This window comes from Methanobrevibacter sp. DSM 116169, assembly GCF_046197865.1.
Classification (GTDB): Archaea; Methanobacteriota; Methanobacteria; order Methanobacteriales; family Methanobacteriaceae; genus JAHKLT01.
In genome coordinates, this window is sequence record NZ_CP166990.1 from 546,167 (window position 1) to 568,442 (window position 22,276).

49 protein-coding genes are annotated in these 22,276 nt (G+C 27.2%); 46 read left to right on the forward strand and 3 right to left on the reverse strand.

Annotated features, from left to right (window positions below; all coding sequences use genetic code 11):
- Positions 1–28 precede the first annotated feature (28 nt).
- Positions 29–379 carry a hypothetical protein gene (locus ACA134_RS02730; protein WP_409200652.1) on the reverse strand — a complete coding sequence of 117 codons (351 nt, stop codon included), beginning with the start codon at positions 377–379 and terminating at the stop codon, positions 29–31.
- 206 nt (positions 380–585) lie between these two features.
- The gene (locus ACA134_RS02735) at positions 586–1,020 is read right to left on the reverse strand and encodes a hypothetical protein (RefSeq protein WP_409200653.1); all 435 of its coding nucleotides are present in this window, start codon (positions 1,018–1,020) and stop codon (positions 586–588) included.
- Positions 1,021–1,207: 187 nt separating this feature from the next.
- Between ACA134_RS02735 and ACA134_RS02740 the strand changes: the two genes are divergently transcribed.
- The 46 genes from ACA134_RS02740 (at position 1,208) to ACA134_RS02965 (ending at position 20,797) form a co-directional block, all read left to right on the forward strand.
- Complete coding sequence (locus tag ACA134_RS02740; RefSeq protein WP_409200654.1) at positions 1,208–1,591, forward strand: hypothetical protein; 384 nt, start codon at positions 1,208–1,210, stop codon at positions 1,589–1,591.
- Between the two features lies 1 nt (position 1,592).
- Positions 1,593–1,796 carry a hypothetical protein gene (locus ACA134_RS02745; protein ID WP_409200655.1) on the forward strand — a complete coding sequence of 68 codons (204 nt, stop codon included), beginning with the start codon at positions 1,593–1,595 and terminating at the stop codon, positions 1,794–1,796.
- On the forward strand, positions 1,793–1,921 hold the full coding sequence (locus ACA134_RS02750; RefSeq protein ID WP_409200656.1) for a hypothetical protein: 129 nt from the start codon (positions 1,793–1,795) through the stop codon (positions 1,919–1,921). Before ACA134_RS02745 ends, ACA134_RS02750 begins: the two co-directional genes overlap by 4 nt.
- 427 nt (positions 1,922–2,348) lie before the next feature.
- Positions 2,349–3,035, forward strand: coding sequence for a zinc ribbon domain-containing protein (locus tag ACA134_RS02755; protein WP_409200657.1), 687 nt, complete (start codon positions 2,349–2,351; stop codon positions 3,033–3,035).
- A 336-nt stretch (positions 3,036–3,371) separates the two neighbouring features.
- Positions 3,372–3,548, forward strand: coding sequence for a hypothetical protein (locus ACA134_RS02760; protein ID WP_409200658.1), 177 nt, complete (start codon positions 3,372–3,374; stop codon positions 3,546–3,548).
- On the forward strand, positions 3,538–3,747 hold the full coding sequence (locus ACA134_RS02765) for a hypothetical protein (protein WP_409200659.1): 210 nt from the start codon (positions 3,538–3,540) through the stop codon (positions 3,745–3,747). The genes ACA134_RS02760 and ACA134_RS02765 overlap by 11 nt, the downstream gene beginning before the upstream one ends.
- Positions 3,748–3,914: 167 nt before the next feature.
- Complete coding sequence (locus ACA134_RS02770) at positions 3,915–4,208, forward strand: hypothetical protein (protein ID WP_409200660.1); 294 nt, start codon at positions 3,915–3,917, stop codon at positions 4,206–4,208.
- A complete protein-coding gene (locus ACA134_RS02775) occupies positions 4,201–4,527 on the forward strand; it encodes a hypothetical protein (RefSeq protein WP_409200661.1) in 327 nt (108 codons plus the stop codon). Before ACA134_RS02770 ends, ACA134_RS02775 begins: the two co-directional genes overlap by 8 nt.
- Complete coding sequence (locus tag ACA134_RS02780) at positions 4,521–4,697, forward strand: hypothetical protein (RefSeq protein WP_409200662.1); 177 nt, start codon at positions 4,521–4,523, stop codon at positions 4,695–4,697. The genes ACA134_RS02775 and ACA134_RS02780 overlap by 7 nt, the downstream gene beginning before the upstream one ends.
- The gene (locus ACA134_RS02785; RefSeq protein WP_409200663.1) at positions 4,694–4,927 is read left to right on the forward strand and encodes a hypothetical protein; all 234 of its coding nucleotides are present in this window, start codon (positions 4,694–4,696) and stop codon (positions 4,925–4,927) included. The genes ACA134_RS02780 and ACA134_RS02785 overlap by 4 nt, the downstream gene beginning before the upstream one ends.
- 6 nt (positions 4,928–4,933) lie before the next feature.
- Positions 4,934–5,392, forward strand: a complete 459-nt coding sequence (locus ACA134_RS02790; RefSeq protein WP_409200664.1) for a pentapeptide repeat-containing protein — start codon at positions 4,934–4,936, stop codon at positions 5,390–5,392.
- The gene (locus ACA134_RS02795) at positions 5,389–5,961 is read left to right on the forward strand and encodes a hypothetical protein (protein ID WP_409200665.1); all 573 of its coding nucleotides are present in this window, start codon (positions 5,389–5,391) and stop codon (positions 5,959–5,961) included. Before ACA134_RS02790 ends, ACA134_RS02795 begins: the two co-directional genes overlap by 4 nt.
- Positions 5,962–6,008: 47 nt before the next feature.
- The gene (locus ACA134_RS02800) at positions 6,009–6,599 is read left to right on the forward strand and encodes a hypothetical protein (protein WP_409200666.1); all 591 of its coding nucleotides are present in this window, start codon (positions 6,009–6,011) and stop codon (positions 6,597–6,599) included.
- Positions 6,600–6,645: 46 nt separating this feature from the next.
- Positions 6,646–8,616 (forward strand): ATP-binding protein, encoded by a 1,971-nt coding sequence (locus tag ACA134_RS02805; protein ID WP_409200667.1) that lies wholly within the window; start codon positions 6,646–6,648, stop codon positions 8,614–8,616.
- A gap of 167 nt (positions 8,617–8,783) precedes the next feature.
- The gene (locus ACA134_RS02810) at positions 8,784–9,257 is read left to right on the forward strand and encodes a hypothetical protein (protein ID WP_409200668.1); all 474 of its coding nucleotides are present in this window, start codon (positions 8,784–8,786) and stop codon (positions 9,255–9,257) included.
- A 12-nt stretch (positions 9,258–9,269) separates the two neighbouring features.
- Positions 9,270–9,464, forward strand: a complete 195-nt coding sequence (locus ACA134_RS02815; RefSeq protein WP_409200669.1) for a hypothetical protein — start codon at positions 9,270–9,272, stop codon at positions 9,462–9,464.
- Between the two features lie 6 nt (positions 9,465–9,470).
- Positions 9,471–9,818, forward strand: a complete 348-nt coding sequence (locus tag ACA134_RS02820) for a hypothetical protein (protein ID WP_409200670.1) — start codon at positions 9,471–9,473, stop codon at positions 9,816–9,818.
- Between the two features lie 5 nt (positions 9,819–9,823).
- Positions 9,824–10,510 carry a phage terminase large subunit gene (locus ACA134_RS02825; RefSeq protein WP_409200671.1) on the forward strand — a complete coding sequence of 229 codons (687 nt, stop codon included), beginning with the start codon at positions 9,824–9,826 and terminating at the stop codon, positions 10,508–10,510.
- An 8-nt stretch (positions 10,511–10,518) separates the two neighbouring features.
- Positions 10,519–11,196, forward strand: coding sequence for an ERCC4 domain-containing protein (locus ACA134_RS02830; RefSeq protein WP_409200672.1), 678 nt, complete (start codon positions 10,519–10,521; stop codon positions 11,194–11,196).
- 17 nt (positions 11,197–11,213) lie between these two features.
- Entirely contained in the window at positions 11,214–11,495 is a 282-nt protein-coding gene (locus tag ACA134_RS02835; RefSeq protein WP_409200673.1) for a hypothetical protein, read from the forward strand.
- Positions 11,492–11,695 (forward strand): hypothetical protein, encoded by a 204-nt coding sequence (locus ACA134_RS02840; RefSeq protein WP_409200674.1) that lies wholly within the window; start codon positions 11,492–11,494, stop codon positions 11,693–11,695. The genes ACA134_RS02835 and ACA134_RS02840 overlap by 4 nt, the downstream gene beginning before the upstream one ends.
- The gene (locus ACA134_RS02845) at positions 11,692–11,889 is read left to right on the forward strand and encodes a hypothetical protein (RefSeq protein ID WP_409200675.1); all 198 of its coding nucleotides are present in this window, start codon (positions 11,692–11,694) and stop codon (positions 11,887–11,889) included. The genes ACA134_RS02840 and ACA134_RS02845 overlap by 4 nt, the downstream gene beginning before the upstream one ends.
- Positions 11,889–12,050: a hypothetical protein gene (locus ACA134_RS02850; protein WP_409200676.1), complete on the forward strand. Its 162-nt coding sequence runs from the start codon at positions 11,889–11,891 to the stop codon at positions 12,048–12,050. Before ACA134_RS02845 ends, ACA134_RS02850 begins: the two co-directional genes overlap by 1 nt.
- A gap of 19 nt (positions 12,051–12,069) precedes the next feature.
- On the forward strand, positions 12,070–12,522 hold the full coding sequence (locus tag ACA134_RS02855) for a hypothetical protein (protein ID WP_409200677.1): 453 nt from the start codon (positions 12,070–12,072) through the stop codon (positions 12,520–12,522).
- Positions 12,519–12,701: a hypothetical protein gene (locus tag ACA134_RS02860; RefSeq protein ID WP_409200678.1), complete on the forward strand. Its 183-nt coding sequence runs from the start codon at positions 12,519–12,521 to the stop codon at positions 12,699–12,701. Before ACA134_RS02855 ends, ACA134_RS02860 begins: the two co-directional genes overlap by 4 nt.
- 7 nt (positions 12,702–12,708) lie before the next feature.
- A complete protein-coding gene (locus tag ACA134_RS02865; RefSeq protein ID WP_409200679.1) occupies positions 12,709–13,002 on the forward strand; it encodes a hypothetical protein in 294 nt (97 codons plus the stop codon).
- Positions 12,999–13,199, forward strand: coding sequence for a hypothetical protein (locus tag ACA134_RS02870; protein ID WP_409200680.1), 201 nt, complete (start codon positions 12,999–13,001; stop codon positions 13,197–13,199). The genes ACA134_RS02865 and ACA134_RS02870 overlap by 4 nt, the downstream gene beginning before the upstream one ends.
- Positions 13,196–13,366, forward strand: a complete 171-nt coding sequence (locus ACA134_RS02875) for a hypothetical protein (RefSeq protein WP_409200681.1) — start codon at positions 13,196–13,198, stop codon at positions 13,364–13,366. The genes ACA134_RS02870 and ACA134_RS02875 overlap by 4 nt, the downstream gene beginning before the upstream one ends.
- 4 nt (positions 13,367–13,370) lie before the next feature.
- Positions 13,371–13,514 carry a hypothetical protein gene (locus ACA134_RS02880; protein ID WP_409200682.1) on the forward strand — a complete coding sequence of 48 codons (144 nt, stop codon included), beginning with the start codon at positions 13,371–13,373 and terminating at the stop codon, positions 13,512–13,514.
- On the forward strand, positions 13,501–13,668 hold the full coding sequence (locus ACA134_RS02885; RefSeq protein ID WP_409200683.1) for a hypothetical protein: 168 nt from the start codon (positions 13,501–13,503) through the stop codon (positions 13,666–13,668). Before ACA134_RS02880 ends, ACA134_RS02885 begins: the two co-directional genes overlap by 14 nt.
- Positions 13,665–13,823, forward strand: a complete 159-nt coding sequence (locus tag ACA134_RS02890; RefSeq protein WP_409200684.1) for a hypothetical protein — start codon at positions 13,665–13,667, stop codon at positions 13,821–13,823. Before ACA134_RS02885 ends, ACA134_RS02890 begins: the two co-directional genes overlap by 4 nt.
- Positions 13,824–13,825: 2 nt before the next feature.
- Positions 13,826–14,860, forward strand: coding sequence for a DNA (cytosine-5-)-methyltransferase (gene dcm, locus ACA134_RS02895; protein WP_409200685.1), 1,035 nt, complete (start codon positions 13,826–13,828; stop codon positions 14,858–14,860).
- Between the two features lie 160 nt (positions 14,861–15,020).
- Positions 15,021–15,395: a hypothetical protein gene (locus tag ACA134_RS02900; protein WP_409200686.1), complete on the forward strand. Its 375-nt coding sequence runs from the start codon at positions 15,021–15,023 to the stop codon at positions 15,393–15,395.
- A 92-nt stretch (positions 15,396–15,487) separates the two neighbouring features.
- Positions 15,488–15,727 (forward strand): hypothetical protein, encoded by a 240-nt coding sequence (locus tag ACA134_RS02905; protein WP_409200687.1) that lies wholly within the window; start codon positions 15,488–15,490, stop codon positions 15,725–15,727.
- On the forward strand, positions 15,720–15,983 hold the full coding sequence (locus tag ACA134_RS02910; RefSeq protein WP_409200688.1) for a hypothetical protein: 264 nt from the start codon (positions 15,720–15,722) through the stop codon (positions 15,981–15,983). Before ACA134_RS02905 ends, ACA134_RS02910 begins: the two co-directional genes overlap by 8 nt.
- Positions 15,984–16,006: 23 nt before the next feature.
- Positions 16,007–16,342, forward strand: coding sequence for a hypothetical protein (locus ACA134_RS02915; protein WP_409200689.1), 336 nt, complete (start codon positions 16,007–16,009; stop codon positions 16,340–16,342).
- 70 nt (positions 16,343–16,412) lie between these two features.
- Positions 16,413–16,598 carry a hypothetical protein gene (locus ACA134_RS02920; protein ID WP_409200690.1) on the forward strand — a complete coding sequence of 62 codons (186 nt, stop codon included), beginning with the start codon at positions 16,413–16,415 and terminating at the stop codon, positions 16,596–16,598.
- Positions 16,599–16,600: 2 nt separating this feature from the next.
- The gene (locus ACA134_RS02925) at positions 16,601–16,903 is read left to right on the forward strand and encodes a hypothetical protein (protein ID WP_409200691.1); all 303 of its coding nucleotides are present in this window, start codon (positions 16,601–16,603) and stop codon (positions 16,901–16,903) included.
- Between the two features lie 15 nt (positions 16,904–16,918).
- Entirely contained in the window at positions 16,919–17,596 is a 678-nt protein-coding gene (locus ACA134_RS02930; protein WP_409200692.1) for a hypothetical protein, read from the forward strand.
- Positions 17,593–18,357 (forward strand): metallophosphoesterase, encoded by a 765-nt coding sequence (locus tag ACA134_RS02935; RefSeq protein ID WP_409200693.1) that lies wholly within the window; start codon positions 17,593–17,595, stop codon positions 18,355–18,357. Before ACA134_RS02930 ends, ACA134_RS02935 begins: the two co-directional genes overlap by 4 nt.
- Entirely contained in the window at positions 18,354–18,602 is a 249-nt protein-coding gene (locus ACA134_RS02940) for a hypothetical protein (RefSeq protein WP_409200694.1), read from the forward strand. Before ACA134_RS02935 ends, ACA134_RS02940 begins: the two co-directional genes overlap by 4 nt.
- Positions 18,593–19,333, forward strand: coding sequence for a hypothetical protein (locus ACA134_RS02945; RefSeq protein WP_409200695.1), 741 nt, complete (start codon positions 18,593–18,595; stop codon positions 19,331–19,333). The genes ACA134_RS02940 and ACA134_RS02945 overlap by 10 nt, the downstream gene beginning before the upstream one ends.
- Positions 19,334–19,340: 7 nt before the next feature.
- The gene (locus ACA134_RS02950) at positions 19,341–19,724 is read left to right on the forward strand and encodes a hypothetical protein (RefSeq protein WP_409200696.1); all 384 of its coding nucleotides are present in this window, start codon (positions 19,341–19,343) and stop codon (positions 19,722–19,724) included.
- Entirely contained in the window at positions 19,694–20,002 is a 309-nt protein-coding gene (locus tag ACA134_RS02955) for a hypothetical protein (RefSeq protein ID WP_409200697.1), read from the forward strand. Before ACA134_RS02950 ends, ACA134_RS02955 begins: the two co-directional genes overlap by 31 nt.
- The gene (locus ACA134_RS02960) at positions 19,995–20,366 is read left to right on the forward strand and encodes a hypothetical protein (protein ID WP_409200698.1); all 372 of its coding nucleotides are present in this window, start codon (positions 19,995–19,997) and stop codon (positions 20,364–20,366) included. Before ACA134_RS02955 ends, ACA134_RS02960 begins: the two co-directional genes overlap by 8 nt.
- A complete protein-coding gene (locus ACA134_RS02965) occupies positions 20,363–20,797 on the forward strand; it encodes a hypothetical protein (protein ID WP_409200699.1) in 435 nt (144 codons plus the stop codon). The genes ACA134_RS02960 and ACA134_RS02965 overlap by 4 nt, the downstream gene beginning before the upstream one ends.
- A 172-nt stretch (positions 20,798–20,969) precedes the next feature.
- On the opposite strand, the gene ACA134_RS02970 is transcribed toward ACA134_RS02965, so the two are convergent.
- On the reverse strand, positions 20,970–22,166 hold the full coding sequence (locus tag ACA134_RS02970; protein WP_409200700.1) for a hypothetical protein: 1,197 nt from the start codon (positions 22,164–22,166) through the stop codon (positions 20,970–20,972).
- Positions 22,167–22,276: the final 110 nt, after the last annotated feature.

Sequence of the window (22,276 nt, forward strand, 5' to 3'; positions counted from 1 at the left end):
TTTACTTTTTTTAATCTGTATTTATTACTTATTTTATTATAAATCCTTCAATAGGATTTTCATACAATATTTTTGTGTTTATTAATAATAATTCATCATTTTTGTCTTCAATATAAATATCTACTGTTTCGTCTGGTTTACATATTTCTTTAATTGAATTATTTTTATCTACCATGACTTGAACTATTTGAAATCTTGTACCTGCTTTTGTTTCTGTTCTTTTTATTCCTATTGAAGCGTCAGGAATTTCATGAACACAAATACAATCTTCTAATTTTAATTCTATAAGAATATTATTATTGTCTGATAAATGAATAAACCCTGCTTTATATTCTGTATTTGTTACTTCTGTTTTTCTACAATTGAATTGAATTCTCATAAATAAAACATCTCCTTTGTATTAATCTACTAATTTTATCGATTTTAGTAATATACTACTAAATAGATTTATTTATATTTTACTTGATGATTATGTTAATTTTTACTTGATGATTAATTTTTAAAAATCATTAATTATACTTATTTTATTAATTTAAGTATATTATAACCTTTTTTTAGTTGATAAAATTGCTTGATGAAAAAGGTTTAATTTAACTTGTTGATAAATAGGTTTGGTGTTGCTGGTTCTTCTGCTGTTATAACATATAAATAATAATTGTTTTCATGTTCAAATCGCCCTACTTCATAATAGAAACCTGTATTGTCCATGTAAGCGTATTTATAGTTTATTTCATCACCATTATTTCTTAATTTTGCTCCTGCTTTATATTCCATGCTTTTTTTGAGTGTTAATTTATCATATTCATCATTTCTTTTATTTATATCTTCATATTTTGTTAAAGTAAATGTTCCGTAGTCTCCTGTTATAGATTGACTTGTAGTATTTTCACTAATTAAACTATCTTCACCATAATAATTAAATAGTGTTCCGTTTATTATATCATTTTCATCAAAAGCAACAGTTAAATTAACTGATACTAACAGTATAATTAATATTAAAATTAATGATTTTGTTTTCATAATATTCTATTATAAATTTTTTAGTATTTACTATTTTACACTTTAGATGTATTTTATTTTACATATTTTGAAAACTATTTTTTTTTATTAATTTCATAGAAACCTTTATATACTTGTATAACTATAATATACATAAGGAGCAAAAACATATTTAAAATTTTTGCAAAAAAAAATAAAGGTGACAAAAATGGATTATTTAAAAGAAAATCAAGAAAAATGGAAAAAAGAAATGGAAGCAGAAGAAGAAAGAAAAAAACTTAAAGGATGTAAAACAGCAAAAGAAATATTTAATAATTTGACAAACGAAGAAAAAAAAATATTACATGATTCTTATTGGAATCGCAAAACAAGAATGTTTGGAGAATTTGGATTAAATGAACAAGGAGATAAAATAGAAATAATAAAAAAAAGATTAAATAATGAACATGAAGCAATCATCTGTTTTCTTGAAAATCAGGAATTTATTGATGAAATTAATAAATCTGATGCACCTAAATTCTTCTTTTTTGAAGAGGAAGAAGAGGAATATGAAGAATTAAGAAATTTATTAATGAATTATAAGGAGGAATAATATGAATAGAGTTGTTGAATTAAAACCTAGCAAATATATTGAATTAGGGGATCTAAAAAGAATGGAAAGTCAATTAAGAGATTTAGATGTATTTGATTTAGCAGATACTTTAAAAGACTGGATTGAAACTGAAAAAAAAGGAGAATATCTTATGAATATTCTAACTACTTCTGAAATAAATAAATTAAATAAATGGTTAAGATGAATAAAAAAACAACAATAAGAGTATCAGGTGATACTCAAAGAAAATTAAAAGAATTAGCTCTCACAGATGGTGAGAGCTATGAAAACATTATTCTTAGATTGTTACAAGAACATTCTAAGAAATAATGAATTATAGAAATATATTTTTATACCCAAGATGGTCTGATTTTAATCGGATTATTATAAATCTAATCCAATATTTTTATCTTAATTATTTCTATCTCAATAATGATCTGATTATTTTATTATTTTATTATTTTTTTTATTTAAATTTAACTATTTTTCGAGAACTATTTTTTTTAGTATTTTGTTGTGTTTTATTTTAGTGTTTTGTTGATTTTTTCTTGTTTTTTCTTTGAAATTTTTACATATATTTTTAGTGTTTTCGGTGTTCAAACTAATAAAAAATATATTGTAAAGTTGAACGAAAATGCTTGAAATCGTTATCCAAAGGTTTATATGTAAAAAATTACAAAAGGATTAATTGGTGTTGAGGGAAAATTTTATAAGTATAATTTGACTCTCAAAAAAAATATGAGGATAAAAAAATATTATGTATTGTGAAAAGTGTGGTAACCAAACAAATGACAATGATAATTTCTGTGAAAAATGTGGAAACAAATTAAATAATCAAAATGTGAATAAATTAGTTGAAAAACAAAATAGAATAGATTTAGTAAATAAAGAAGCTAAAATTCATGAAAATATTATTTTAGAAAATTATTATAAATATATTGATAGTGATCAAAAATATTATCCTGAAACTAATTTTGATAAAAAAATATATATAAATTTAGATACTCGTAGTTTTATAATTGAGTATCTTAAAAATTATGGTGTATTTGGTACTGTTTATGAATCAAAAGAGTATTATGGGGATAAGCATTTAGGATTAACTAAGGGTGTTGCTACTTTAAGCTTAGGTCTTGTTGGTTTTGCTGTTACTAATAGTAATGAGTTGAAAACTGATAAAGTTCCTGTTTCGGTTACTGTTAAAGTTGTTCCTAATGGAGTTGTTATTTCTACTAAGAATAGAGATAATTTAAAAATTCCGTTTAATGATATTTTGAATGTTGATTGTAGTAGTATTTATGAAGTTAATAATATTAATATGGCTAATATTAAAATAAATTTAAAAGATAATAATAGTATTAAAGTTAATGATTGTAAAAATCCTACTTTCATATATTATTTAGTTAATAAATTAGCTTGTGGTGTTGAAGAGGAAGGTTGGGTTTAAAATAAGTTAGTAGAAAAATAAGTGTAAAAAGAGCAAGTAATAGCGTGTTATGTCTTCATTTGCCGTCGAAAGCTCAGAGCATAACAGTATTACAAGGGTTACTTTTTCACAAAAAAAAGTCGACACGAGATTTTAATGTTACTAAAAATAAAATAACCAATAATATATTATTAGTTTTAACTATATAAAATTATATCATTTAATTTTTAAATAGATACTTTTATATACTATTAAAATAAATTATTATTATAGATTGAATTTAAGGAAAATAAAGGCTGTCGAACCTTTGTTATCTAAAAAATTTGATTTATAAAATTGACACGAGAATTGATAGAAATGTTACAATTAGATAAAGGTGCTATTGTCCCTTTCGATGGATTTTTTATTAGTCCTGAAGAAAAGGAAGTAATAAGCCATATAAAGAAATTAGCTACTCCTATTGTTAATAGGGTGCTAAATAACATGGAAAATCACTCTCAAAACAATCGGTTTGAGGGTGAAAGTGATGTATGATGAAATAAACGGCATGGCTGTTTATAGTAGTCATGAAGATTATCTTGCAGACATTTATATTTGTCAGGAGGAACCTGATTTTAGTGAAGATCCTGAAGAGTCATTACCTTATGATTATAAGTTTTACTTATATTGTGAGGAAGATGAAGAAAGGTATTTAAAGGATTTGTTACGCTCTGTTGATGGAGTGTTAGCATGAATCAGTCTGTTTCTTTGTATCCTAAAAGGAGTTTTTGGGAAACTTACAAGAATACCATTATTACGGTTTTATTTTACTTGGGATTATTATCATTGTTAGCTTGGGCTATCGTCTTAGCTACTGGTTCAGTTAATCCTATGGTCATGATAGGGAGGCTTTGAATATTTATGGTTTCCTTAGAAGAAATAAAACAAGACTATGATGAAAGATATGGTTCGGAACATGATTTTGATTTAATAAAACACTTTGAAAAATTGATTACAAAAGCTAATATTCCTTTGAGAGATGTAGAAATTCAAATTGATACTCATGAAATCAATATTTGGATTGATGATACTTGGAATATTTGGGGAGATCTTTTTAAGGAATTAGCTAATATTCCTTTAAAATGTTGGATAACTTCTTCAAATGGTAAAATACATTATTGGGCTAATTATCCTACGGAGTGGCATTATGATTAGTCAAGGTAGTATATCTGTTTTTCATAATGACCTTGTAACTAATGCACAACAACAGGGAGAAATAAGTTCAGAACAACATATTCGTAATAATAGTTTTAGTACAAGTATTAAAGCAATATTTGCAGGTGCAGGAGTACTTATTCATAAAATAACAGTACATATTAATCCTGATAAAGATTATTTTACTGTGAAACTTGATGAAACTATTAAGATAACAAGTGACTTGATCTGTCACTTGATGGATAATTTGCCTTGTGATTTTGAAATTGATTGTACAAGTAATAGTATTCGTTTTTTTTATGAGGAGGCTGATTGGTAATGAATAATTATATTGTTGATTATCAAGAAGGTAATAAAATTATTGCTACTACTATTGAAGCTGAGTCTTATGATGATGCTGAAAAAGAAGCTAAAAAGCTTATGAATAGTTTAAATCTGAATAAAAGAGCTATAAGAAATATTATTGATGTTCGAGAGGAATTATCATGAGTAGTTTGCAGATTTTAGAGGAGTATGAACACAGTTTATTAGCTGAATTTGATAATTTCTGTATAAAAACAGATTTTGACCAGTTAAATAAGGAACGAGAAGAAGCAGGATTACCAACATTAGATTTTAATCAAAGTTTAGTTGTTAAGTCTTATTTTGAAGTGCTTAATGAGGATAAATATCAGGCTTTATTAGTGTTGAAGAAGGATTATATTGAAAAGGGGGAATGAATTTTTATGGATAATTGTGAATTACAAGTTGTTTTATGTAAACATAAGAAATGGAGAGAAACACTAGGTTTAGAAGGTGAGCGTGCAAACTTAGAGGATGCAAACTTAAGAGGTGCAAACTTAGAGGATGCAAACTTAAGAGGTGCAAACATATTTAGAGCAACATTATCAGGATCAACTATGATTAATGTTAATATTGATTTTCCTAGTATTCCTGTAAGTTGTGGTGGTTTAAATTATACTATTGATAAAAAAATGAGTGGTCAATTGTTGTATCATGTTATGAACCTTATGAAATATAGTAATATGGATTTAGACTCTTATTTTAAGGATGGTGCTTTTGATTTGGTTAATAATGGTCATTTACAGAAAAGGCATGGTTTAAAAAATATTAAAAAACCTAAAACTGAAGAAAAACCTCGAGCATATTGTACTATTCATCCTTATAAAGGGAGAGGATTATGAGTTTTGTTCCTCCTTCATGGTTTGATGGACTATTATGGTTCATGGGTCATGAAATATTGGTTTTAATATTGTTATGTGTTTTAGGATTAATAATAGTAGGTTTAATATCACAAATATCTGAAGATGGTGGTGCTGTTGTAGGAATGGTTTTAATAATTGTAATATTGGTTGCTACTCCTGTTGTTACTAGTTATTGGTGGTATAGTGATTATGAAGTTCCTTCTGTTCAAGAAAAGGTCATTACGGTTCAGGAATGGCAACCTCGACCCGGAATATCAACTAATGATATGGGTATGATGGTTGTTGATAATGCTGATGATTTAATGCTTGTTACCTCTGAGGGTGAGGGTTTTTATAATACTGAGAATTTCTTTTTTAGGAAGTTTGAAACAAGAGATATTCTTTCTGAGTTAAAAGAAGGTGGTACTTATAAGATTAAGTATTATGGTTGGAGAGAAGGTTTTAATAGTGGTTTTCCTAATTTGTTAGAGGTTACTGAGGTTGTTGATGAAACTAATGTTACTAATAAAACAGTTAGTGATTATTTTGGAACACAATTAACAGCATGAGAAAATTAAATATAAAAAAAATAAAATTAAATGGAGATTGATTAATTATGGTTAGATTAGTAGAGCAAGAAAAGAAAAAAGAACAAGCAGAAGATATAATAACAAGTAGGTTATTCCTTAACAGTATTAAATCATGGTTTAATGATACTGGTGTTTTTTGTAGTGTTAAAAGTGTAGGTAAAATATATGATAAAAAGAATGGTGGAAAAGGAGTAGCAGTTAAATTAAATATCCTTGACATGAGTAAATGTAGGGGAAGAGTAATTGACGATAAAGGTGAAGTTGTTCAGATTGAAGATGATGAAGGTGAAATGAAGGATGAAATACAAATTGTAAATGATCCTGAAGAAGTAACTTTCTTTTATAATGTAGGTAAATTGAAAGATAATCCTGATGAGTTCCAATTAAATCCATTATCTAGTGCTTATCCATTAGTTAAATATGCTTTCTTGGAGTCTGAATTAATTGAAGAAGATACTAAAAAGAATATTGTTTTTAATCATGAGGAATTAAAAGAAGCATTAGTTGATTTGGAATTCATGGCTAAAATGGAGTTAAAAAAAGTTGATGGTTTAACTCCTTATCCTAGGTTAATTCCTGTTCCTGTTAGTGAAGTTGAAGCTGAAGTAGTAGAATAATTTTTAATATTCTGCTATTTTTTCCCTTTGTAAGGTAATAAAGAAATTGAATAATAAAGAAATAATACATAAATTAATTAATGAAGAGTATATTGATGAATTAGATGTTTTAAAAAGATATGATTATCCTACTCTTTTAAATATTGATTATTTATTATTATCTGATAAAATCAATGAACTTAATACTTTTCTTAAAGAACATGATAAAATGTTTAAATTAGATTCTTCTTTCTTAGTTTTACTTGAAGAGGTTGAGGAAGAAATTAATAAAGGTAGGAGTGTTAGGAATAAGGTTAATATTCGTTTGTTTAATATTCCTGAAACTGATAAGCTTCATAATCTTGATACTGTTAATAATGGTGATTTTGTGAGTGTTGTTGCTATGGTTAAAACTATTAGTGGTATTGATGCTACTTTGAAAACTGCTGTTTTTGAGTGTCGTGGTTGTATGAGGTTGCATACTATGGAAATTAATAATAATGCTGGTAATCTTGTTGTTCCTACTTATTGTGTTGAGTGTGGAGGTAAATCTTTCACTATTGTTGATGATGAATGTGAATATAATAATCAACAATGGTTAAAACTTGAAGAACCTTTAGATATGAGGGTTGATGGTTCTACTCGTGAGATTAAAGCTTATATGAGTGATTATTTGGCTTCTCCTTATCATAATGTTAAGCCTGGTGATGTTGTTAATGTGTATGGTGAATTTACTATTGTTAAAAAGGATAAATCAAACGATTATAGTTTTTTAATTAATATTCATAATATTCATACTGTTGATAATGAGTATGATGATTTAAATATTACTGATAAAGAAAAAGAAGAAATTATTAAATTTAGTAAGTATCCTGATGTTTTTAATCGTTTTGTTAGTAATGTTGCTCCTAATGTTTATTGTCATGATGAAATTAAAGAAGGTTTAGTGTTACAATTGTTTGAAGGTTCTTGTAATCCTAATAGTAATGGTTTGGAGAGAGAGCAAATTCATATTTTATTGATTGGTGACCCTGGTCTTGGTAAATCTCAAATTTTGCAAGGTGTTAGTCGTAAAGCTCCTAAGTGTATTAATATTAGTGGAACTGGTACTAGTGAGACTGGTTTAACTAGTACTGCTGTTCGTGATGAATTAACTGGGAGTTGGAGTCTTGAGGCTGGTGCTGTTGTACTTGCTAATGGTGGTTTATTAACTATTGATGAGTATGATAAGACTAGTCCTAAAATTCAGAAGAGTCTTAATGAACCTATGGAGCAATTAATTGTTAGTTCTAGTAAGGCTGGTTTGGTTCAGACTATGACTGCTCGTACTAGTATTTTATCTGCTGCAAATCCTAAATTTGGTAAGTTTGATAAATTTAAAACTTTGAGGGAGCAGATGAATATTCCTGAATCTAATTTGTCAAGATATGATCTTGTTTTTGCTTTGGAAGATAAGATTGATGAGGATAATGATCGTGATATGGCTTTGAATATTTTGAATAATAATTTTGGTGATGGTTTGGAAATGGATACTGGTTTTTTTAAGAAGTATATTGCTTATGCTAAGGCTAATATTCGTCCTGTTTTGACTAGTGGTGCTAAGGAGATTATTGCTGAGTTTTATGTTAGTACTCGTCAATCTGCTTTGGAGTCTGATGAAGGTAAACCTATTACTTTAAGAGATTTGAAGGCTATTGAAAGATTAACTGTTGCTTTTGCTAAGGTTGAGTTAAATAGTCATGCTAGTTATCGTCATGCTGAGGAGGCTATTCGTGTTTATAATAATAGTTTAAGAAGTATTGGTCTTGAACCTGAAACTGCTGGTGAGATGAGTGGTATTAAATCTAATGAGGAGAATGATTTTATTAAGTTTGCTGAGGAATTGATTAATGAAGAAAAAGATTTATATGGTGATAATTTAGGTGTTAATAGTGTTAATGATGTTAAAAGTGCTTTGGGTATGAAATTGTTGGGTTCTAGGTATGATGTTGAGGAGATTTTTAGTATTGCTTATAGTAATATTTATGATGAAAAGTAATACTTTTTTTCACTTGAAGTAATACCTCGACAAAAAGAGAGTGTGTCTCACTCTATCTTAACATCCGTGTATACGGGTTACCCGTATGATTTTACCCGTGTTACCCGTATATACGGGTATTAAGAAGATGATTCATATATACAATTTTTTAAAAAATGGAGAAAAAAATGGTAAAAAAAAGATTAGAATTATCAATTGAAGAAGGTTTATTGAAAAAAGCTAAAAAAGATATTCCTAATTTAAGTAAATTTATGGAAGATATGTTACATGAGTATTTTGATTGTGATGATAAAGAAGGGCATATGTTAAGAGCTAAAAAATCAAGATATGAAGATGAAATGAAACAAATAAGAACACAAATAGCTGTTATTGATGAGATGTTGTTTAATCGTGAGCATAAAGAAACACTTGATAATGAAGAAGTAAATCGTGTTTGGATAAAACTCATTGGTTTTAAGATAAATGGTATGAATATAACAGACACTTTATTAATTGAAGGAGTTGAAGTATTAGGATTAGAAAGTATTGATGAATTAAATAGTATGTTAGAAACATTGAGTAAAAATAAATCATCGTTAGATGGATTAAAATTAAGAAAAGATTATGAGTATGCACAAGAGCAATACAATTTACTAAAATAATAGAGATCAGTTATGTATGAAAAAGTAGAAACAAGGTGGAAATGTCGTAAATGTGGTTGTGAGGAGAATATATGGGATATGATGAAAACTCATCGTAATCCCTTAATAGATTTTAAAGGTTTGAAACAATTAACTACTAGTAAAATTAAGATGTTGAAACCTGAGGTTTTTGATGGTAAATTCACAGAAAGAGCAGGTGAAATTTAAATAGTCATGTATGAGTTAGATTTATCTTTGAAGGATTTGAATAAGGTTTTAAAGTATGTGTCTTTTAAAACAAAGAATTATTATGAGTTATATGAGTTAAGAAAACATATAGGGGATTGTTTTTTTGAGGCAATAGGTTTGACTGATGAGGAAGTGGAATTAAAGGAATATGAAATACTTGATGCTTGGTCTATACTTCCTACAAAGAAATATGTTGGACTCAAATTCACTAATAATCTTCAAATCACAATAGATCAATTAGAATTATTAAAATTGTATGGTTTTAATTGTTTGTATTATGATGAAGGTTTAGTGTTTATGTTTAGGGTGAAAATTGAGGAGGGAATTTTTTAAAGGTTATGATTGAATTTGAATTAACAAATAGGCAATATGAGTATATTGAAGATGATAGTAGGGAATTATTATTGTATGGTGGAGCTAATAGTGGGCGAACAATTTTTGCTATTACTAAAACTATTATTTGTGCATTACAAGGTGTTAATAAAACAATTATTGTAGTAACTAAAAATAGAAATCCAAAAATAATAATTAATGATTTTAAAAATGAATTAAATAAAAAAGAGATTGATTATGAGTATGATATAATTAATAATATTATTTTATTAGGAAATAATAGTGAAATTAGGTTCATATCTCGTATTGATGATTGTATTCATAATGGGCAGTATGATATTGTTTATATTGAAAATGAGATTGATGATAAATATAATCAATTAACAAAAAAAGAGTATGGTCGATTAATAAGAACAATTAAACCAGTAGGTCAGATGTTGTTAGTTACTAATCCTTCTGAGACTAATCATTGGATTTATAAGTATTTTATTAAAAATCCATCAGAGGATAGTAATGCTATTCATTGGTATTATAAAAATAATAGTTTTCTTCCTGAAGAAGTAATTGAATATTTTGATAATTTATGTCGTTGGGATGAAAAATTGTATCATAAATATGGTGATGGAAGTTGGAGTGAAATCACTTATTATGTTAAAAATATTGATACTGGTGAAACTAAGAGGGTTGTTTAAATAGAATTATGGGTAAAAAAGTTGATGTTTTAATTGATAGTCGTGAGGGTAAGCGAATAGAGTTTGCCCAAGACTACTTTAAAGAAAAAGGTTTGAAAACAAGTGTAAAAAGGTTAGATGTAGCTGATTATGTTTATAAAGATAAAGTGGCTGTGGAATATAAGACCGCAGAAGACTATTTAAGTAGTATATTAGATGGTCGTTTATTTAAACAGTCTAAGAGAATGCAACAGTATCCTTATAATGTAATACTTGTTAAAGGTAATGTTAATAATGCTTTGTCATGGGTTGAAAGAGCAAGAATAGCTAATGGTAAAAAGATGCCGAGTGCTACTAATAGTGAGTATTTAGGTAGTTTATCTTCATTGTTTATTAATGGTCAGGCTGTGATTAATGTTATTACAAGGAAACAAGCTTTTGAGTTAATGTGGAGGATATTTCTTAAATCAGATAAAGAGAAGACTGAAAGTGTTGAAAGACCTGAACATAAGTTAAAGAATAAACCTGCTACTTATTTAACTTGTGCTGATTATGTGGGTAAAAATACTGCTTTATTAGTTACTAAAGAGTTGAATATTACTTGTTTAGAAGAATTACTAAATATTAAAAGGGAAGACTTGTTAGAGATTAAAGGAATTAAAGAAAAAACAGCAGACAGAATATTAACTGCAATATATGGAGGATAAAAAAATAGGATCAAGTTATGAATGGTGATGATTTTGAGGCTAAAAGGTTAGAAATGATAGCTGATTATGAAGATGATAAAATGGTTGAAATGTTAGGTAAATTCGATACAGATTTGAAAAAGTTTAGAGTGATAAATAAAGAGAGTGGGGAGGAGGTTACTCCTTCTTCTTTATTTGATGTTGATGGGGATTTTGCTTTGTTGAGTAATGGTTTGTTAGTTATTATTGGTCGTGGTAGGGTTTTTGTTGGTTTTAGTGAGGAAGGAATGAAAAAATATAGGATTGAGTGGTTAAATTGAGGGGTTTTCGTGTTTTTGATAAAGTTACTGGTGAGGAATTGACTCCTAAGGATTTAGCAATACGACATGGTTTGAAATATGCTATTATGTTTAAAGAAATGGCTGTTACTAATAATGGTGAGTTAGTGTTGATTAATAGTGGTTGTTTAACTTATATTAGTGATATTAAGGATTATAGGATTGAGTGGTGTTCTGAATGAAATTTAAAGTGATTGATAAGGTTACTGGTGAAACAGTCACTCCACAAGATATTGGTGCTGATATGGATTTTCGTCCTTGTGAGTTTGATATGGGTAGTTTTGCAATCTTAGATGACGGTGGTTTAGTGTGTCTTAATAATAGTGGTAGGACTTTTCATTTAGATAGTGAAAGGTTTAAAGTGGAGTTTTTATAATGATTGAGATAAGTAATATTTTATCAATTATTGCTTGGATTTGTTTTGGAGTTATGTGGGGTATGAATATTTCATATCATAAATATTTACCTTTTCATTATTATTCATTATTTGGTTTAATAGGTTTAATTGTTTTAGGTGTGAGATTATGGTTTATTTAATAGTGGAGATGGTTGTCTGATGACTAATGATTATGTTTCATGTAATGCTAAGGATTTCAAAGGTTTTTTTACTGAAAGAGATAGTAATGAGTTTAAGAATACTGATGTCAAAATATATTATAAGAATATTGAATTGTTAATTCAGAAAAAACTTCATTTATTATATACTGACCAAATAGCTAATGATTTCTTTATAGAGCAATTTACTGGATTAATAAGAAGTTTATTTGAATATCCTGTTAATGTTGAAACAAAAGTATTATATTTTGATGAGAATTGTTCTGATGGATATGTTACTGTTGTTATAAGTCGAAAAGATGATTATTCTATTGTGTCTAATCATTTAAATTGTTTATCTAAATGTGAAATAAGAATATATGATTTTGAAATGAATTTATCATTCCGGTTAAGTGATTTTAAAAGATATAGAGGAATGCCACATTATGAAAAAGACAAGGAGTTAAAAGAATGAGTTATAATTGTCCTTATTGTGGTTATAAACTTTTTAAAACATATTTAAGACAAATGTGTAATGTAAGTAGGGAATGGTATGGTGCAAGAGTGCCTTGCTCTTCTTGTAATAAAATAATTCATGTTGTCGAACATAGGACTGTTAAGTATGGTTTAGAGAAAACAACAGAGGAGTCTTAGATTTATTATGTTAATTATTGAAGATGTAAGTGAAGTTTTTATTAAATTTGATGGATTATGGAAAGAACATAAAAAATTAATAAGTGATTTAGATGAATGTTATGGTGGGGATTGTAAAATTAATTTTGATTATCTGTTAAATAATGTTAATTTTTATAAAAAAGAATATCAAAGTCAAATGTTTAATGATTTTTATGTTTCTACTATGGAGGAATTTTTAAATATTGATGGTATTGTTTTTGTAGATAATAATTGGGGTTATTTAGTTATTGATGATGAAATATTTGAGGTGGAAGAATGAGGGTTGTTTATGTTGTTCAAAGTACATTCACTAATATAATTAAAAGAACATTATTTGACGAGTACGATGATGCAAAAAAATTAGCTGATAAGTTGAATAAAACAAGTTTGGATAATACAGATGTTTTTAAAGATTTTGGAGAATTTATCCCTATAACTTTTGAATTGTATGAAAGTGGAGAAAAGGTGCAATCATGAAGTGTAGTGAGTTAGTTAATGAATTATTGGATAGTATGATGACTTATGGTGATTTACCTATTGAAGTCAAGATTATTCAGGATAATGTGAATATAGAAGTAATATTAACAGGTACTGGTCACCATAAAAATGGTAATGAAACCTTTGTATTATTTTGTGCGGAGTAAAATCATGACTACTTGTAGTAAATGCGAAGAGGATTGTAAGTGTCAATCTAACATTAACAAACGAGAAAAAGCACACATGTTTTACAGTAAACTAAACAGTCAAAATAACAAAAAAGAAGAAGGAGTTGAAGTGAATGATAAACAATGATGAATGGGAGAAAATTAAACCTTATATTAACCAAATGGAAATAGCTTATACTTTAATTATAGGTATGGCACAAGCTTGTAATATGGCTTCTGTGGAACAATTAAGAGAAAGATATGAAGTTAAAGAAATATTAGATAACGAAGGAGTTGAATGAGTAAAATGGTTTGTCCAAAATGTCAATGTAAAGAATGTCGAGAACATTACAAGAGAATGATGGAATTTTACAGTAAAAAACCTACTACTTTTTCAGTAGGTTATGCTGAAGAAGAAATGAGAAAAGTAAGATATGATAAAGGAGTTGAAGACTAAACATGAAGTATTTTAGTATGTTTAGTGGTATAGGAGGTTTTGAATATGGAATTGAACAATCAGAAGGAGAATGGGAATGTGTCGGATACAGTGAAATTGATAAATACGCAGCAGGAATTTATCAACTACATTATCCAAACCATAGAAACTATGGAGATGCAACACAGATTAAAACAGAAGAGTTACCCGACTTCGACTTACTCGTTGGAGGATTTCCATGCCAACCATTCAGTGTTGCAGGAAAAAGACGAGGATTTGATGATACAAGAGGAACGCTCTTTTATGAAATCAGTAGGGTTCTCCAAGACAAAAGACCAAGATATTTTCTACTCGAAAATGTACGAGGTCTTATATACCACAACAAAGGAAAAACTGTCCAGAAAATACTTGAAATTCTCTCCACAATGGATTATTGGGTTGAACTACGGGTTCTTAATAGTAAAGACTTTGGAGTGCCGCAGAACAGAGAACGAATGTTTATTATCGGACATCTTAGAGGAGAATGTAAAAGAAAAATACTTTCTATCTCAAGAGCAACAATCAAAGATAATCAAACAATAAATTCAAATAAATGTGGTATAATTATAAGAAATAAAGAAATAAGAGAAAAAGATATATCAAGTTGTTTGGATGCAAATTATTATAAAGGTTTTGATAATTATGGACAAAGAACTGGTGTTATGATTAAAGAAGCTACTAAAAAGGGTTATGCGATTGCTAATAAGGGAGATAGTATTAATTTTTCTCGTCCTGAAAGTAAAACTCGAAGAGGCAGAGTTGGAAGGGGTGTGGCACAAACTTTAGATACTAGTTGCGAACAATCTACTCTAACTGATGATTATCATATTAGGCGCTTTACTCCTATCGAATGTGAAAGATTACAAGGATTTCCAGATAATTGGACTAAATATGGTATTATAAACAATAAAAAAACACTAATAAGTGATACTCAAAGATACAAAACTTTAGGTAATGCTGTAACAACTAATGTTATAACTTATATTATGAATGTGTTTTTTAAGGAGGAGTCAGTATAACTCAATGGAAATGTGGTTTTTGTCCATCAGGCACTTACCATGTAATAACCAGTAGTCATGGACAAGGACAAATCAGTATTGATTTAAAATGTAACCAATGTGGACACAAAAGACTAATAAAAACCACTCATGAAACAATAATAAAACAGGAGCTAATATAATGGGTTTAGATATGAATTTAATGACTAATATAGATGATAATGGATTAAAAACAATAGCAGAATGGCATAATGCTTATGATATTTTATCATATTTCACACAATTTAGAGATTGGGAAGTAAATGGTGAAAACTATGATGATCCAATATATTTAAGAAAAGAATATATGATGAAATTATATTCGGATTGTAGAGATATTCTTACACATGATATGAAACCAGAAAATTCTGTAATTCCACATAATAATACTCGACGAGTAATACAAAGATATTATAATGATGTATTAATGACTTTTACACAATTATATCCAATATTTAATGGCAAAGACCATGAAAAATACGATGATTTAGAATTCATACTATTTTGGAGTAATTAAACCATGTTAAGTAATAGTGAAGCATTAGCACTTGTTTTAGTGTTAAGTGTTTATACAGTATTAGGAATTTATAAAATACGAGGTTTAAGAAAATGAATTATATTGACTATATAAAACATACAATTGAAGATGATTATGACTACATAGAAATATTAAGAGAAATAACCAGCCCTAATTATACTATTAATATAAAAAATGGACATCATGAAGTTGGATATGGTGAAGACGATATTAGTATAATCAGTAATAAAACAACAGTATTTCTCAAAGAAAAAGACATTAAAGGACTAATAATCCATGAAAAACAAGAGGAGGAACTAATTAATGAATAATCAATTATTATTAGAGTCCAGAACAGCTAAATTAACTAAACAACATGAAAAATTAACAGAAAACATTAAAGAAGTATGGGGTAGAGCAATAAAAACAATGGAAGAATTGGTACATAAATTAAACTTATGGTGTAGAGATTTCAGTAACTGGCTTAAAAGTATGCCAATAAGAATAATAGCTAATATTTTCCCATTATGGAATAATGAAGAATATGAAAAAATAAAAATGGTTGAAAAAGCTTGCAGAATAAGATAAGGAATAAGATATAAAACAAGGTCATGGTAGCTAATGTTTATGATTATGGGAGAACAGGAAAATGGATAATCAGAAAAGAATTCAAAGGAAAGGAATATTACTATGGAATATTTAACACCAAAAAAGAAGCAATAAAATACAAATATTTTTTAATAAGAAATTTTTGGAACTTAAAGTATGCTCAAAACCGTAAATATGACACAAAATATAGATATATTTACAGAACAAAGTATGGTACTTTTAAAATTCAAAAAAACAATAAAAGTTATGGGTACTTTCATGATATAAGAAATGCTTTGAATGAAAGAGATTTATTAATAAAATGTAATTGGGATTTGGATTTAATTTGTTGTATTTAAACCATTTTATTCTTTGTTTAAATGATTGTAGGTAAAATATTAGGTTATGAGTAGTGTTGAAGATGTGGGAATGGTGTTATTAGGAAGTGTTCTTGTAGCATTATCCCTTGTATTTTTATTTTGTATCTTAACATTCTTTGCAAGTGTTGCGAGTTTGTTAGGTTTTAGTAGTTGGAGTTGGTGGGGCTGTGTATTATTTGAAGTAGTATTACTCACTTATTTTAGTCGTTTAAGTATTAATGAGGTAGGTAATTAATAATGGAAGCTAATCGTAAGAACCTTGAAAAATGGATTGGTAGGTTAGAAAAGAGTGGTTTATCATATATGATAGATACTATTAAACATAATCATAAACCTGTACTTATATGCCCTACTGATACTGTAAGGTGTAAAGATGAAAGAGTAGTAATAACAACAAGACATAATATAGTGGAAAGTTTCAGTTATGAAGAATTAGATAAATTTCATGTTTTCATTAATGGTGATAGTGAAACAGACCTTAGCATATTAGAAGGAGTGGAGAAATTCACAATTGATATTATTGAGGATAAAAAGGAGTGAATAAATAATAGTATTATGAGTAAAACTATCAAAGAATCATTTGAAGAATTTGAAACAGAATTAAAAAGATTAAAAGAAAATGATAATGTAGATGTCACAGAATTAAATAATATAATTAGAAATTCACCATTATTTAGTGTTAATATTAAAAAAGTAAAATATGGTATATTAGGATGGGATGTTTATTTATATATTAAAACTTCTTGCTTAGATGATGATGATTTAGAGTTTTTTTCAAATTTTAATGAGATTCGTATTACAGATAATCCAGATCAAAATTCAGATTTTATATTAAAATGTAATTTAAATCCTAAACCTCAATATGAAGATAATTGTTCGTGTAATTATGAAGAAGATGAAAATGAATGTGAATGTAATGATGAAATAGAGGAGTCATTACTTGCAAAAGTAATTGAGATTATAGGAAATAAAGAATATGAACAATATTATAATAATCCGCTTTCAATTAGTCCTCATTTAGGAGTTAATTGTTTTGATAGTGTTGATGAAGATGAAATAAAAAATCCAGTTATAACTGCTACTGATTATACAAGTGATGGACTAATTAATAAGTGTACTATTAAATTTACTAATGGAACAATTATGAGGACATTATCACCTGAGGAACAAGAGTTTTTAGATAATCGTGAAGAAATTCAAGAGGCATTGAATAAACTTAACCGTTTGTTATGAATTTAGATGAATCAGAATTTAATTTGAAAGGTAAATCACAATTAAGTGTATTTACACTTTCAGATTTACATATTGGAGCTAAAAACCATAACTTTGAATTATTAGAGTATTGGGGAAGAATATTTAAAAGAACTAGTGGTCAGAAAATCATTTATGGTCTTGGTGACTATATTGATTATGCTAGTAAAGATGTTGGTGCTTTTGATAATGTATTAAGTGCTGATGAACAAATAAATTATTTAATCAAGTTTCTTAAACCATTAAAAAATAGTATAAGAGTATTGTGTAGTGGTAATCATGAAGCAAGAGCTAAGAAATTCTTTAATTTATCAATACTTAAAGTTATTGGTGAAGAATTAGATATTCCAATAACAGACAATCATTATTTCGATAAACTAATAATCAATGATGAACCTTTCATTGTTTATGGAAGACATGGTAATAAAACCAGTAATAAGCTTCATCTTGCTATGGGTGGTTGGGAAAGAAGCACCGAGCATATAACAGCAGATTTATTATTAATGGGTCATAACCATTATTGTACTAGTTGGAATAAAACAATAATGAACCAAGACCAATTAAAACAAAGACATTACTGTTTCTGTGGACATATGCTTAATTATAACAATTCATATGCTGATGATATGGGTTTAAATGTTAGTCCTCCAAGTTTCATGAAACTAAACATTAGTAGAAAACACCGTGTAACAGGTGAAGAATACACAGACCTCGGACAATGTAACGGAGAAGAATTATTATGAGTAAATATAAAGGACAATTAGAAGCTATGTGGAAGTTCATGACTGAAAAAGATTGGATAATGATATTTCTTTATGAAGATGAAAAATTACAAATAACAAAAGAAACGCACTTGTTTCATATTTATGATGATTGTATAATGTACAGGTCAAAAGGAAGTACAATTACATCACTTATTCCTTTTCATAACATTAAAGAAATAAGTTTTGTGAATAATAGTGAGGATGAATCATTAAAATGTTTGTAACTATTTTTGATCCAGTTCCTTTTGTTAGTATGTTTCAATCAATTAAAGGTTTAACTGATACAGTTGGATTAGTTTTTAGTGATACTGGTTTAAGAGTTTGTGTTTTAGACCGTAGTCACATTGTTTTTATTGAATTGTATTTTAAACATGAATTTTTTAGTGATTATGAAACAACTGATTTTGAAGAGTTTATTGTTGATTGTGATGATTTTTTGCATTGTTTTAGTAATATTAAAAGTGATAATGTTATAACTTTAAGTAGTGAAACTGATGAATTATTAAATGTTATTGTTGAGAGTGATTATCGTAAAGTTTATGATTTAGGTTGTGTTGAACGAGATTATAAACCACCAGCTCCTCCACAAATTGATGTTCCTACAAGTATTATTTTACCTCAGTATTATTTGAAGGATTGTCTTAAAGAGGTTGAGTATTTTAAAGAAGCATTAATAATTAAAGTAAATAAGGATAATGTTGAGGTTAAACCTTCTGATGATTTAATGGGAGGAGTTACATTAAATTATATTCATGAATGTGATGTGAAAGAAGAAGTTTCTTCTATGTATTCTTGTGAAAAGCTTAAAGAAATATTAAGAGCTGATAAAATTAGTAATGAATGGGTTGTAAGTTTAGGTTTAGATACTCCTTTATTATTAGAGAATATTAGTGATAGTGGAGATTATGGTTTGAAATCCATGATAGCTCCAAGAATAGAAAATAGGGATTATTGAAAGTATAATGTTTGGTTTTGTTAAGAATAAAGAATTTGAAGAAAAAATAAGTGAATTAGAACAAGTTAATGCTGACATTTGTGTTGAATTAGTTAAATTAAGAACAAGAGCAAATGCAACAAGTATACTTGTTAAAAATAGTGTAATATTTAGTCAGATATTATTAATGGATAAAAACGAGTTGCCTATTGAAACATTATTAGAAATACGGGAATTACTTTTAGAATTAAAAGAAGATATGGTTAGTCAAGCTGAATATTATGATGACCGTATTGATACAAATAATGCACAAGAAATATTAGACATGGTAAATGATAAAATAGATGATTTAGATAAAAGAATAATGGTAGATACAGGAGTATGGAATCAGGAGATAGTTACTCAGAACTAATTATTAAACATTTAAATGAACAAGTACCTTTAGATAATGATGAATATAATATTAAAGAGTTATCGGTCAAAATAATTTTAAAAACTGGAGAAATAATAGGGTATTGTTTTATTAGGGAAGAAACACTTGATAAATTAGTGATAATTGAGGTGCAAAAGGATTTGCAAGAACATATTAAAGTAATAAACAAAGACTTAGTGGAAAGTATTAAAGTGATTTATATGCAAGATAGTCAAGAAGAGAGTACAGGAGAAAAATACTTGAACCTGTATGAGTGATTTATATAAATATATTCATTATAATCCTAAAAAGAAATTATATGAAATAAGAAAAGATGGAAAATACTACGATAGCTTTTCATTATTAACAGATGCTTTATATGAGCGTGATTGTTTAGTTAATGCTGATTGGGATTATGATGTGCTTGTAGATACTCCTCATTATTATAATCATTATCCTAATATGGATTTACCTCCTTTTAGTAAAGAAAACGATATGCAAAACATTTATTGGGATAAAAATAAATGGTGTATAAGGAAATGGATTAATGGTAAAAGGTTAAGGTTTGGAAGGTTTAAAAGTCTTGATGAAGCTAAAAGTCATCGTGATTGGTTGAAAAAGAATGGTTGGAGGAGAATTTGAAAGGAAAATACATTGTTTTTAATGGTGAAGATAATGAAACTAAAGAAGAAATAATTCAAATACTAAAAGAACATTTAACTAATAAATTTTATAATGTTAAAATTATTGATGAACCAATTAATCCTTATATAAGGCGAACAGTTAAAAAGATAAAAGAAACACAAAATACAGAAGATTTTACTGTTCAAAGAATAATTGAATTATTATGTTCGGCAGATCGTGTTGATAGTAATTTTAAAATTGAAAAATATAAAGAATTGTATGATGTGGTGATTAGTAATAGTTCATGTTTAAATCAAGATTTTTATGATACTCATCGTATTTGGTGGGCAGGTATTAATGAGGATACTATTAAGCCTGATTTAACAATTCCATTTCCAAATGATAATCCTGATTTTTATGAATATATAGAAAGTTTCATTTGTAAGTGAAACTTTTCTTTTTTTGTGTTTTGTTTTCTGTATAATTGAAACTTTTTTTTCTCTTTTTTTATTTATTTTTAATGTGTTATCTATATTAGTTAATGTTTATTTTAGTGGTTAAAGTAGTGCTTTCAAATAACATATTCTTTCTTTAATTAAATGATATGTAGTTGCCCTTAAGTCAGTCTATTTTATTAAAAATCTTCATAAAATTATCATGACCAATCATATCCGCATAATTCTCAAGACCTCTCTCATCATCATTCAATTTATCAAGAATATTTTCATAATCTTTAACTTTTTTACTCAACTTTTTATTCTGTTTATCAGTATCAATTCTTTTCACAATAATATCATTATCAACAACTTCATAACTATACTGATTATATAATGACACATTATTCATAACTTTAACATAATTGAATTTCAAAATATTAGGATTGTTTTTAAAATAAGACTCATGAGTAGCATTAATACCTCTACCATGAAACATATCTACTTCTTCTTTAGTTAATACATTTTCGTTTAATTCTTTTCCTTGATTTAAATAAGTTGAATTATATTTACGAAACATATGAGGTACAAATCTACTATATGCTCCCGCTTTTCCAAATTTACAAGTATCATTTATTTGTTTACATAATACATTAGTGTAATTGTTGGAATATTTAAATAAAGGTTGGTTTATATCTTTAATGTTTTTATCTAATAAATTATTAACTATACTTGTTACTGTTTCAGGATTGATAAAACTGTAATAATATTTTCCTGTTTTTGCTCGGTATAATTTTAAAGTTCCAATAACATTATCTAATTTGTTTAATATTTCTAAACTGTCTTGAATATTTTCTGTTTGATGGTATGGGTATGTTCCTTCATAAAATTGTTTTATAGTTAATGATTTAGTTTCGTTTATAGCACTTCCTGAACTTATCCAAGTCATTATTTCTGATTTTAATTCTTTATTTGCTAATTCTAATCCTTGTAATATTTCTTCTTTTTTAAGAAGATTTTCAAATGCTATTGGAGGATATTTTTGTAGTTGTTTATTGTTTAATGGAGGAATATAAGGTATTTTGACACGGTGTTGTTTATATATTGATTTTATTCTTCCTTCTATTGTTGTTGCTGTTTGACCTTTAGTTGATGTTAATATATAATTAGTTCTAAAATCAATCAAACGGTCATATATTTTTAATTTATGTTCAGGAGTGTTATTTCCTTGTTCTTTTAATGCTTCTTTAATTAAATTACTCATAGATTTTCTATGATATAATGTATAATGTTTTATTGCAGTCCTATATGTTTTCATAGTATTGTAAGTATATGAATTTAATTCACATAAGTCATCTAAAAGGGCTTTATCTTCTTTAAACATAATATATCTACTCTTTGTTTTTTAATATTATTATTGATTGTGAAAGAGCACCTGAGAACAATTATTTTGATATGAACCCTATAATATTTTATATTATTCGGTAATGGTAT

Excerpts from the sequence above, each read along its gene's own strand:
- ACA134_RS02730 (WP_409200652.1), bottom strand. The coding sequence starts at position 379 with ATGAGAATTCAATTCAATTGTAGAAAAACAGAAGTAACAAATACAGAA.
- ACA134_RS02735 (WP_409200653.1), bottom strand. The coding sequence starts at position 1,020 with ATGAAAACAAAATCATTAATTTTAATATTAATTATACTGTTAGTATCA.
- ACA134_RS02740 (WP_409200654.1), top strand. The coding sequence starts at position 1,208 with ATGGATTATTTAAAAGAAAATCAAGAAAAATGGAAAAAAGAAATGGAA.
- ACA134_RS02745 (WP_409200655.1), top strand. The coding sequence starts at position 1,593 with ATGAATAGAGTTGTTGAATTAAAACCTAGCAAATATATTGAATTAGGG.
- ACA134_RS02750 (WP_409200656.1), top strand. The coding sequence starts at position 1,793 with ATGAATAAAAAAACAACAATAAGAGTATCAGGTGATACTCAAAGAAAA.
- ACA134_RS02755 (WP_409200657.1), top strand. The coding sequence starts at position 2,349 with ATGTATTGTGAAAAGTGTGGTAACCAAACAAATGACAATGATAATTTC.
- ACA134_RS02760 (WP_409200658.1), top strand. The coding sequence starts at position 3,372 with ATGTTACAATTAGATAAAGGTGCTATTGTCCCTTTCGATGGATTTTTT.
- ACA134_RS02770 (WP_409200660.1), top strand. The coding sequence starts at position 3,915 with ATGGTTTCCTTAGAAGAAATAAAACAAGACTATGATGAAAGATATGGT.
- ACA134_RS02775 (WP_409200661.1), top strand. The coding sequence starts at position 4,201 with ATGATTAGTCAAGGTAGTATATCTGTTTTTCATAATGACCTTGTAACT.
- ACA134_RS02785 (WP_409200663.1), top strand. The coding sequence starts at position 4,694 with ATGAGTAGTTTGCAGATTTTAGAGGAGTATGAACACAGTTTATTAGCT.
- ACA134_RS02790 (WP_409200664.1), top strand. The coding sequence starts at position 4,934 with ATGGATAATTGTGAATTACAAGTTGTTTTATGTAAACATAAGAAATGG.
- ACA134_RS02795 (WP_409200665.1), top strand. The coding sequence starts at position 5,389 with ATGAGTTTTGTTCCTCCTTCATGGTTTGATGGACTATTATGGTTCATG.
- ACA134_RS02800 (WP_409200666.1), top strand. The coding sequence starts at position 6,009 with ATGGTTAGATTAGTAGAGCAAGAAAAGAAAAAAGAACAAGCAGAAGAT.
- ACA134_RS02810 (WP_409200668.1), top strand. The coding sequence starts at position 8,784 with ATGGTAAAAAAAAGATTAGAATTATCAATTGAAGAAGGTTTATTGAAA.
- ACA134_RS02815 (WP_409200669.1), top strand. The coding sequence starts at position 9,270 with ATGTATGAAAAAGTAGAAACAAGGTGGAAATGTCGTAAATGTGGTTGT.
- ACA134_RS02820 (WP_409200670.1), top strand. The coding sequence starts at position 9,471 with ATGTATGAGTTAGATTTATCTTTGAAGGATTTGAATAAGGTTTTAAAG.
- ACA134_RS02825 (WP_409200671.1), top strand. The coding sequence starts at position 9,824 with ATGATTGAATTTGAATTAACAAATAGGCAATATGAGTATATTGAAGAT.
- ACA134_RS02830 (WP_409200672.1), top strand. The coding sequence starts at position 10,519 with ATGGGTAAAAAAGTTGATGTTTTAATTGATAGTCGTGAGGGTAAGCGA.
- ACA134_RS02835 (WP_409200673.1), top strand. The coding sequence starts at position 11,214 with ATGAATGGTGATGATTTTGAGGCTAAAAGGTTAGAAATGATAGCTGAT.
- ACA134_RS02845 (WP_409200675.1), top strand. The coding sequence starts at position 11,692 with ATGAAATTTAAAGTGATTGATAAGGTTACTGGTGAAACAGTCACTCCA.
- ACA134_RS02850 (WP_409200676.1), top strand. The coding sequence starts at position 11,889 with ATGATTGAGATAAGTAATATTTTATCAATTATTGCTTGGATTTGTTTT.
- ACA134_RS02855 (WP_409200677.1), top strand. The coding sequence starts at position 12,070 with ATGACTAATGATTATGTTTCATGTAATGCTAAGGATTTCAAAGGTTTT.
- ACA134_RS02860 (WP_409200678.1), top strand. The coding sequence starts at position 12,519 with ATGAGTTATAATTGTCCTTATTGTGGTTATAAACTTTTTAAAACATAT.
- ACA134_RS02865 (WP_409200679.1), top strand. The coding sequence starts at position 12,709 with ATGTTAATTATTGAAGATGTAAGTGAAGTTTTTATTAAATTTGATGGA.
- ACA134_RS02870 (WP_409200680.1), top strand. The coding sequence starts at position 12,999 with ATGAGGGTTGTTTATGTTGTTCAAAGTACATTCACTAATATAATTAAA.
- ACA134_RS02875 (WP_409200681.1), top strand. The coding sequence starts at position 13,196 with ATGAAGTGTAGTGAGTTAGTTAATGAATTATTGGATAGTATGATGACT.
- ACA134_RS02880 (WP_409200682.1), top strand. The coding sequence starts at position 13,371 with ATGACTACTTGTAGTAAATGCGAAGAGGATTGTAAGTGTCAATCTAAC.
- ACA134_RS02885 (WP_409200683.1), top strand. The coding sequence starts at position 13,501 with ATGATAAACAATGATGAATGGGAGAAAATTAAACCTTATATTAACCAA.
- ACA134_RS02890 (WP_409200684.1), top strand. The coding sequence starts at position 13,665 with ATGAGTAAAATGGTTTGTCCAAAATGTCAATGTAAAGAATGTCGAGAA.
- dcm (WP_409200685.1), top strand. The coding sequence starts at position 13,826 with ATGAAGTATTTTAGTATGTTTAGTGGTATAGGAGGTTTTGAATATGGA.
- ACA134_RS02900 (WP_409200686.1), top strand. The coding sequence starts at position 15,021 with ATGGGTTTAGATATGAATTTAATGACTAATATAGATGATAATGGATTA.
- ACA134_RS02905 (WP_409200687.1), top strand. The coding sequence starts at position 15,488 with ATGAATTATATTGACTATATAAAACATACAATTGAAGATGATTATGAC.
- ACA134_RS02910 (WP_409200688.1), top strand. The coding sequence starts at position 15,720 with ATGAATAATCAATTATTATTAGAGTCCAGAACAGCTAAATTAACTAAA.
- ACA134_RS02915 (WP_409200689.1), top strand. The coding sequence starts at position 16,007 with ATGGTAGCTAATGTTTATGATTATGGGAGAACAGGAAAATGGATAATC.
- ACA134_RS02920 (WP_409200690.1), top strand. The coding sequence starts at position 16,413 with ATGGTGTTATTAGGAAGTGTTCTTGTAGCATTATCCCTTGTATTTTTA.
- ACA134_RS02925 (WP_409200691.1), top strand. The coding sequence starts at position 16,601 with ATGGAAGCTAATCGTAAGAACCTTGAAAAATGGATTGGTAGGTTAGAA.
- ACA134_RS02930 (WP_409200692.1), top strand. The coding sequence starts at position 16,919 with ATGAGTAAAACTATCAAAGAATCATTTGAAGAATTTGAAACAGAATTA.
- ACA134_RS02935 (WP_409200693.1), top strand. The coding sequence starts at position 17,593 with ATGAATTTAGATGAATCAGAATTTAATTTGAAAGGTAAATCACAATTA.
- ACA134_RS02940 (WP_409200694.1), top strand. The coding sequence starts at position 18,354 with ATGAGTAAATATAAAGGACAATTAGAAGCTATGTGGAAGTTCATGACT.
- ACA134_RS02945 (WP_409200695.1), top strand. The coding sequence starts at position 18,593 with ATGTTTGTAACTATTTTTGATCCAGTTCCTTTTGTTAGTATGTTTCAA.
- ACA134_RS02950 (WP_409200696.1), top strand. The coding sequence starts at position 19,341 with ATGTTTGGTTTTGTTAAGAATAAAGAATTTGAAGAAAAAATAAGTGAA.
- ACA134_RS02955 (WP_409200697.1), top strand. The coding sequence starts at position 19,694 with ATGGAATCAGGAGATAGTTACTCAGAACTAATTATTAAACATTTAAAT.
- ACA134_RS02960 (WP_409200698.1), top strand. The coding sequence starts at position 19,995 with ATGAGTGATTTATATAAATATATTCATTATAATCCTAAAAAGAAATTA.
- ACA134_RS02970 (WP_409200700.1), bottom strand. The coding sequence starts at position 22,166 with ATGTTTAAAGAAGATAAAGCCCTTTTAGATGACTTATGTGAATTAAAT.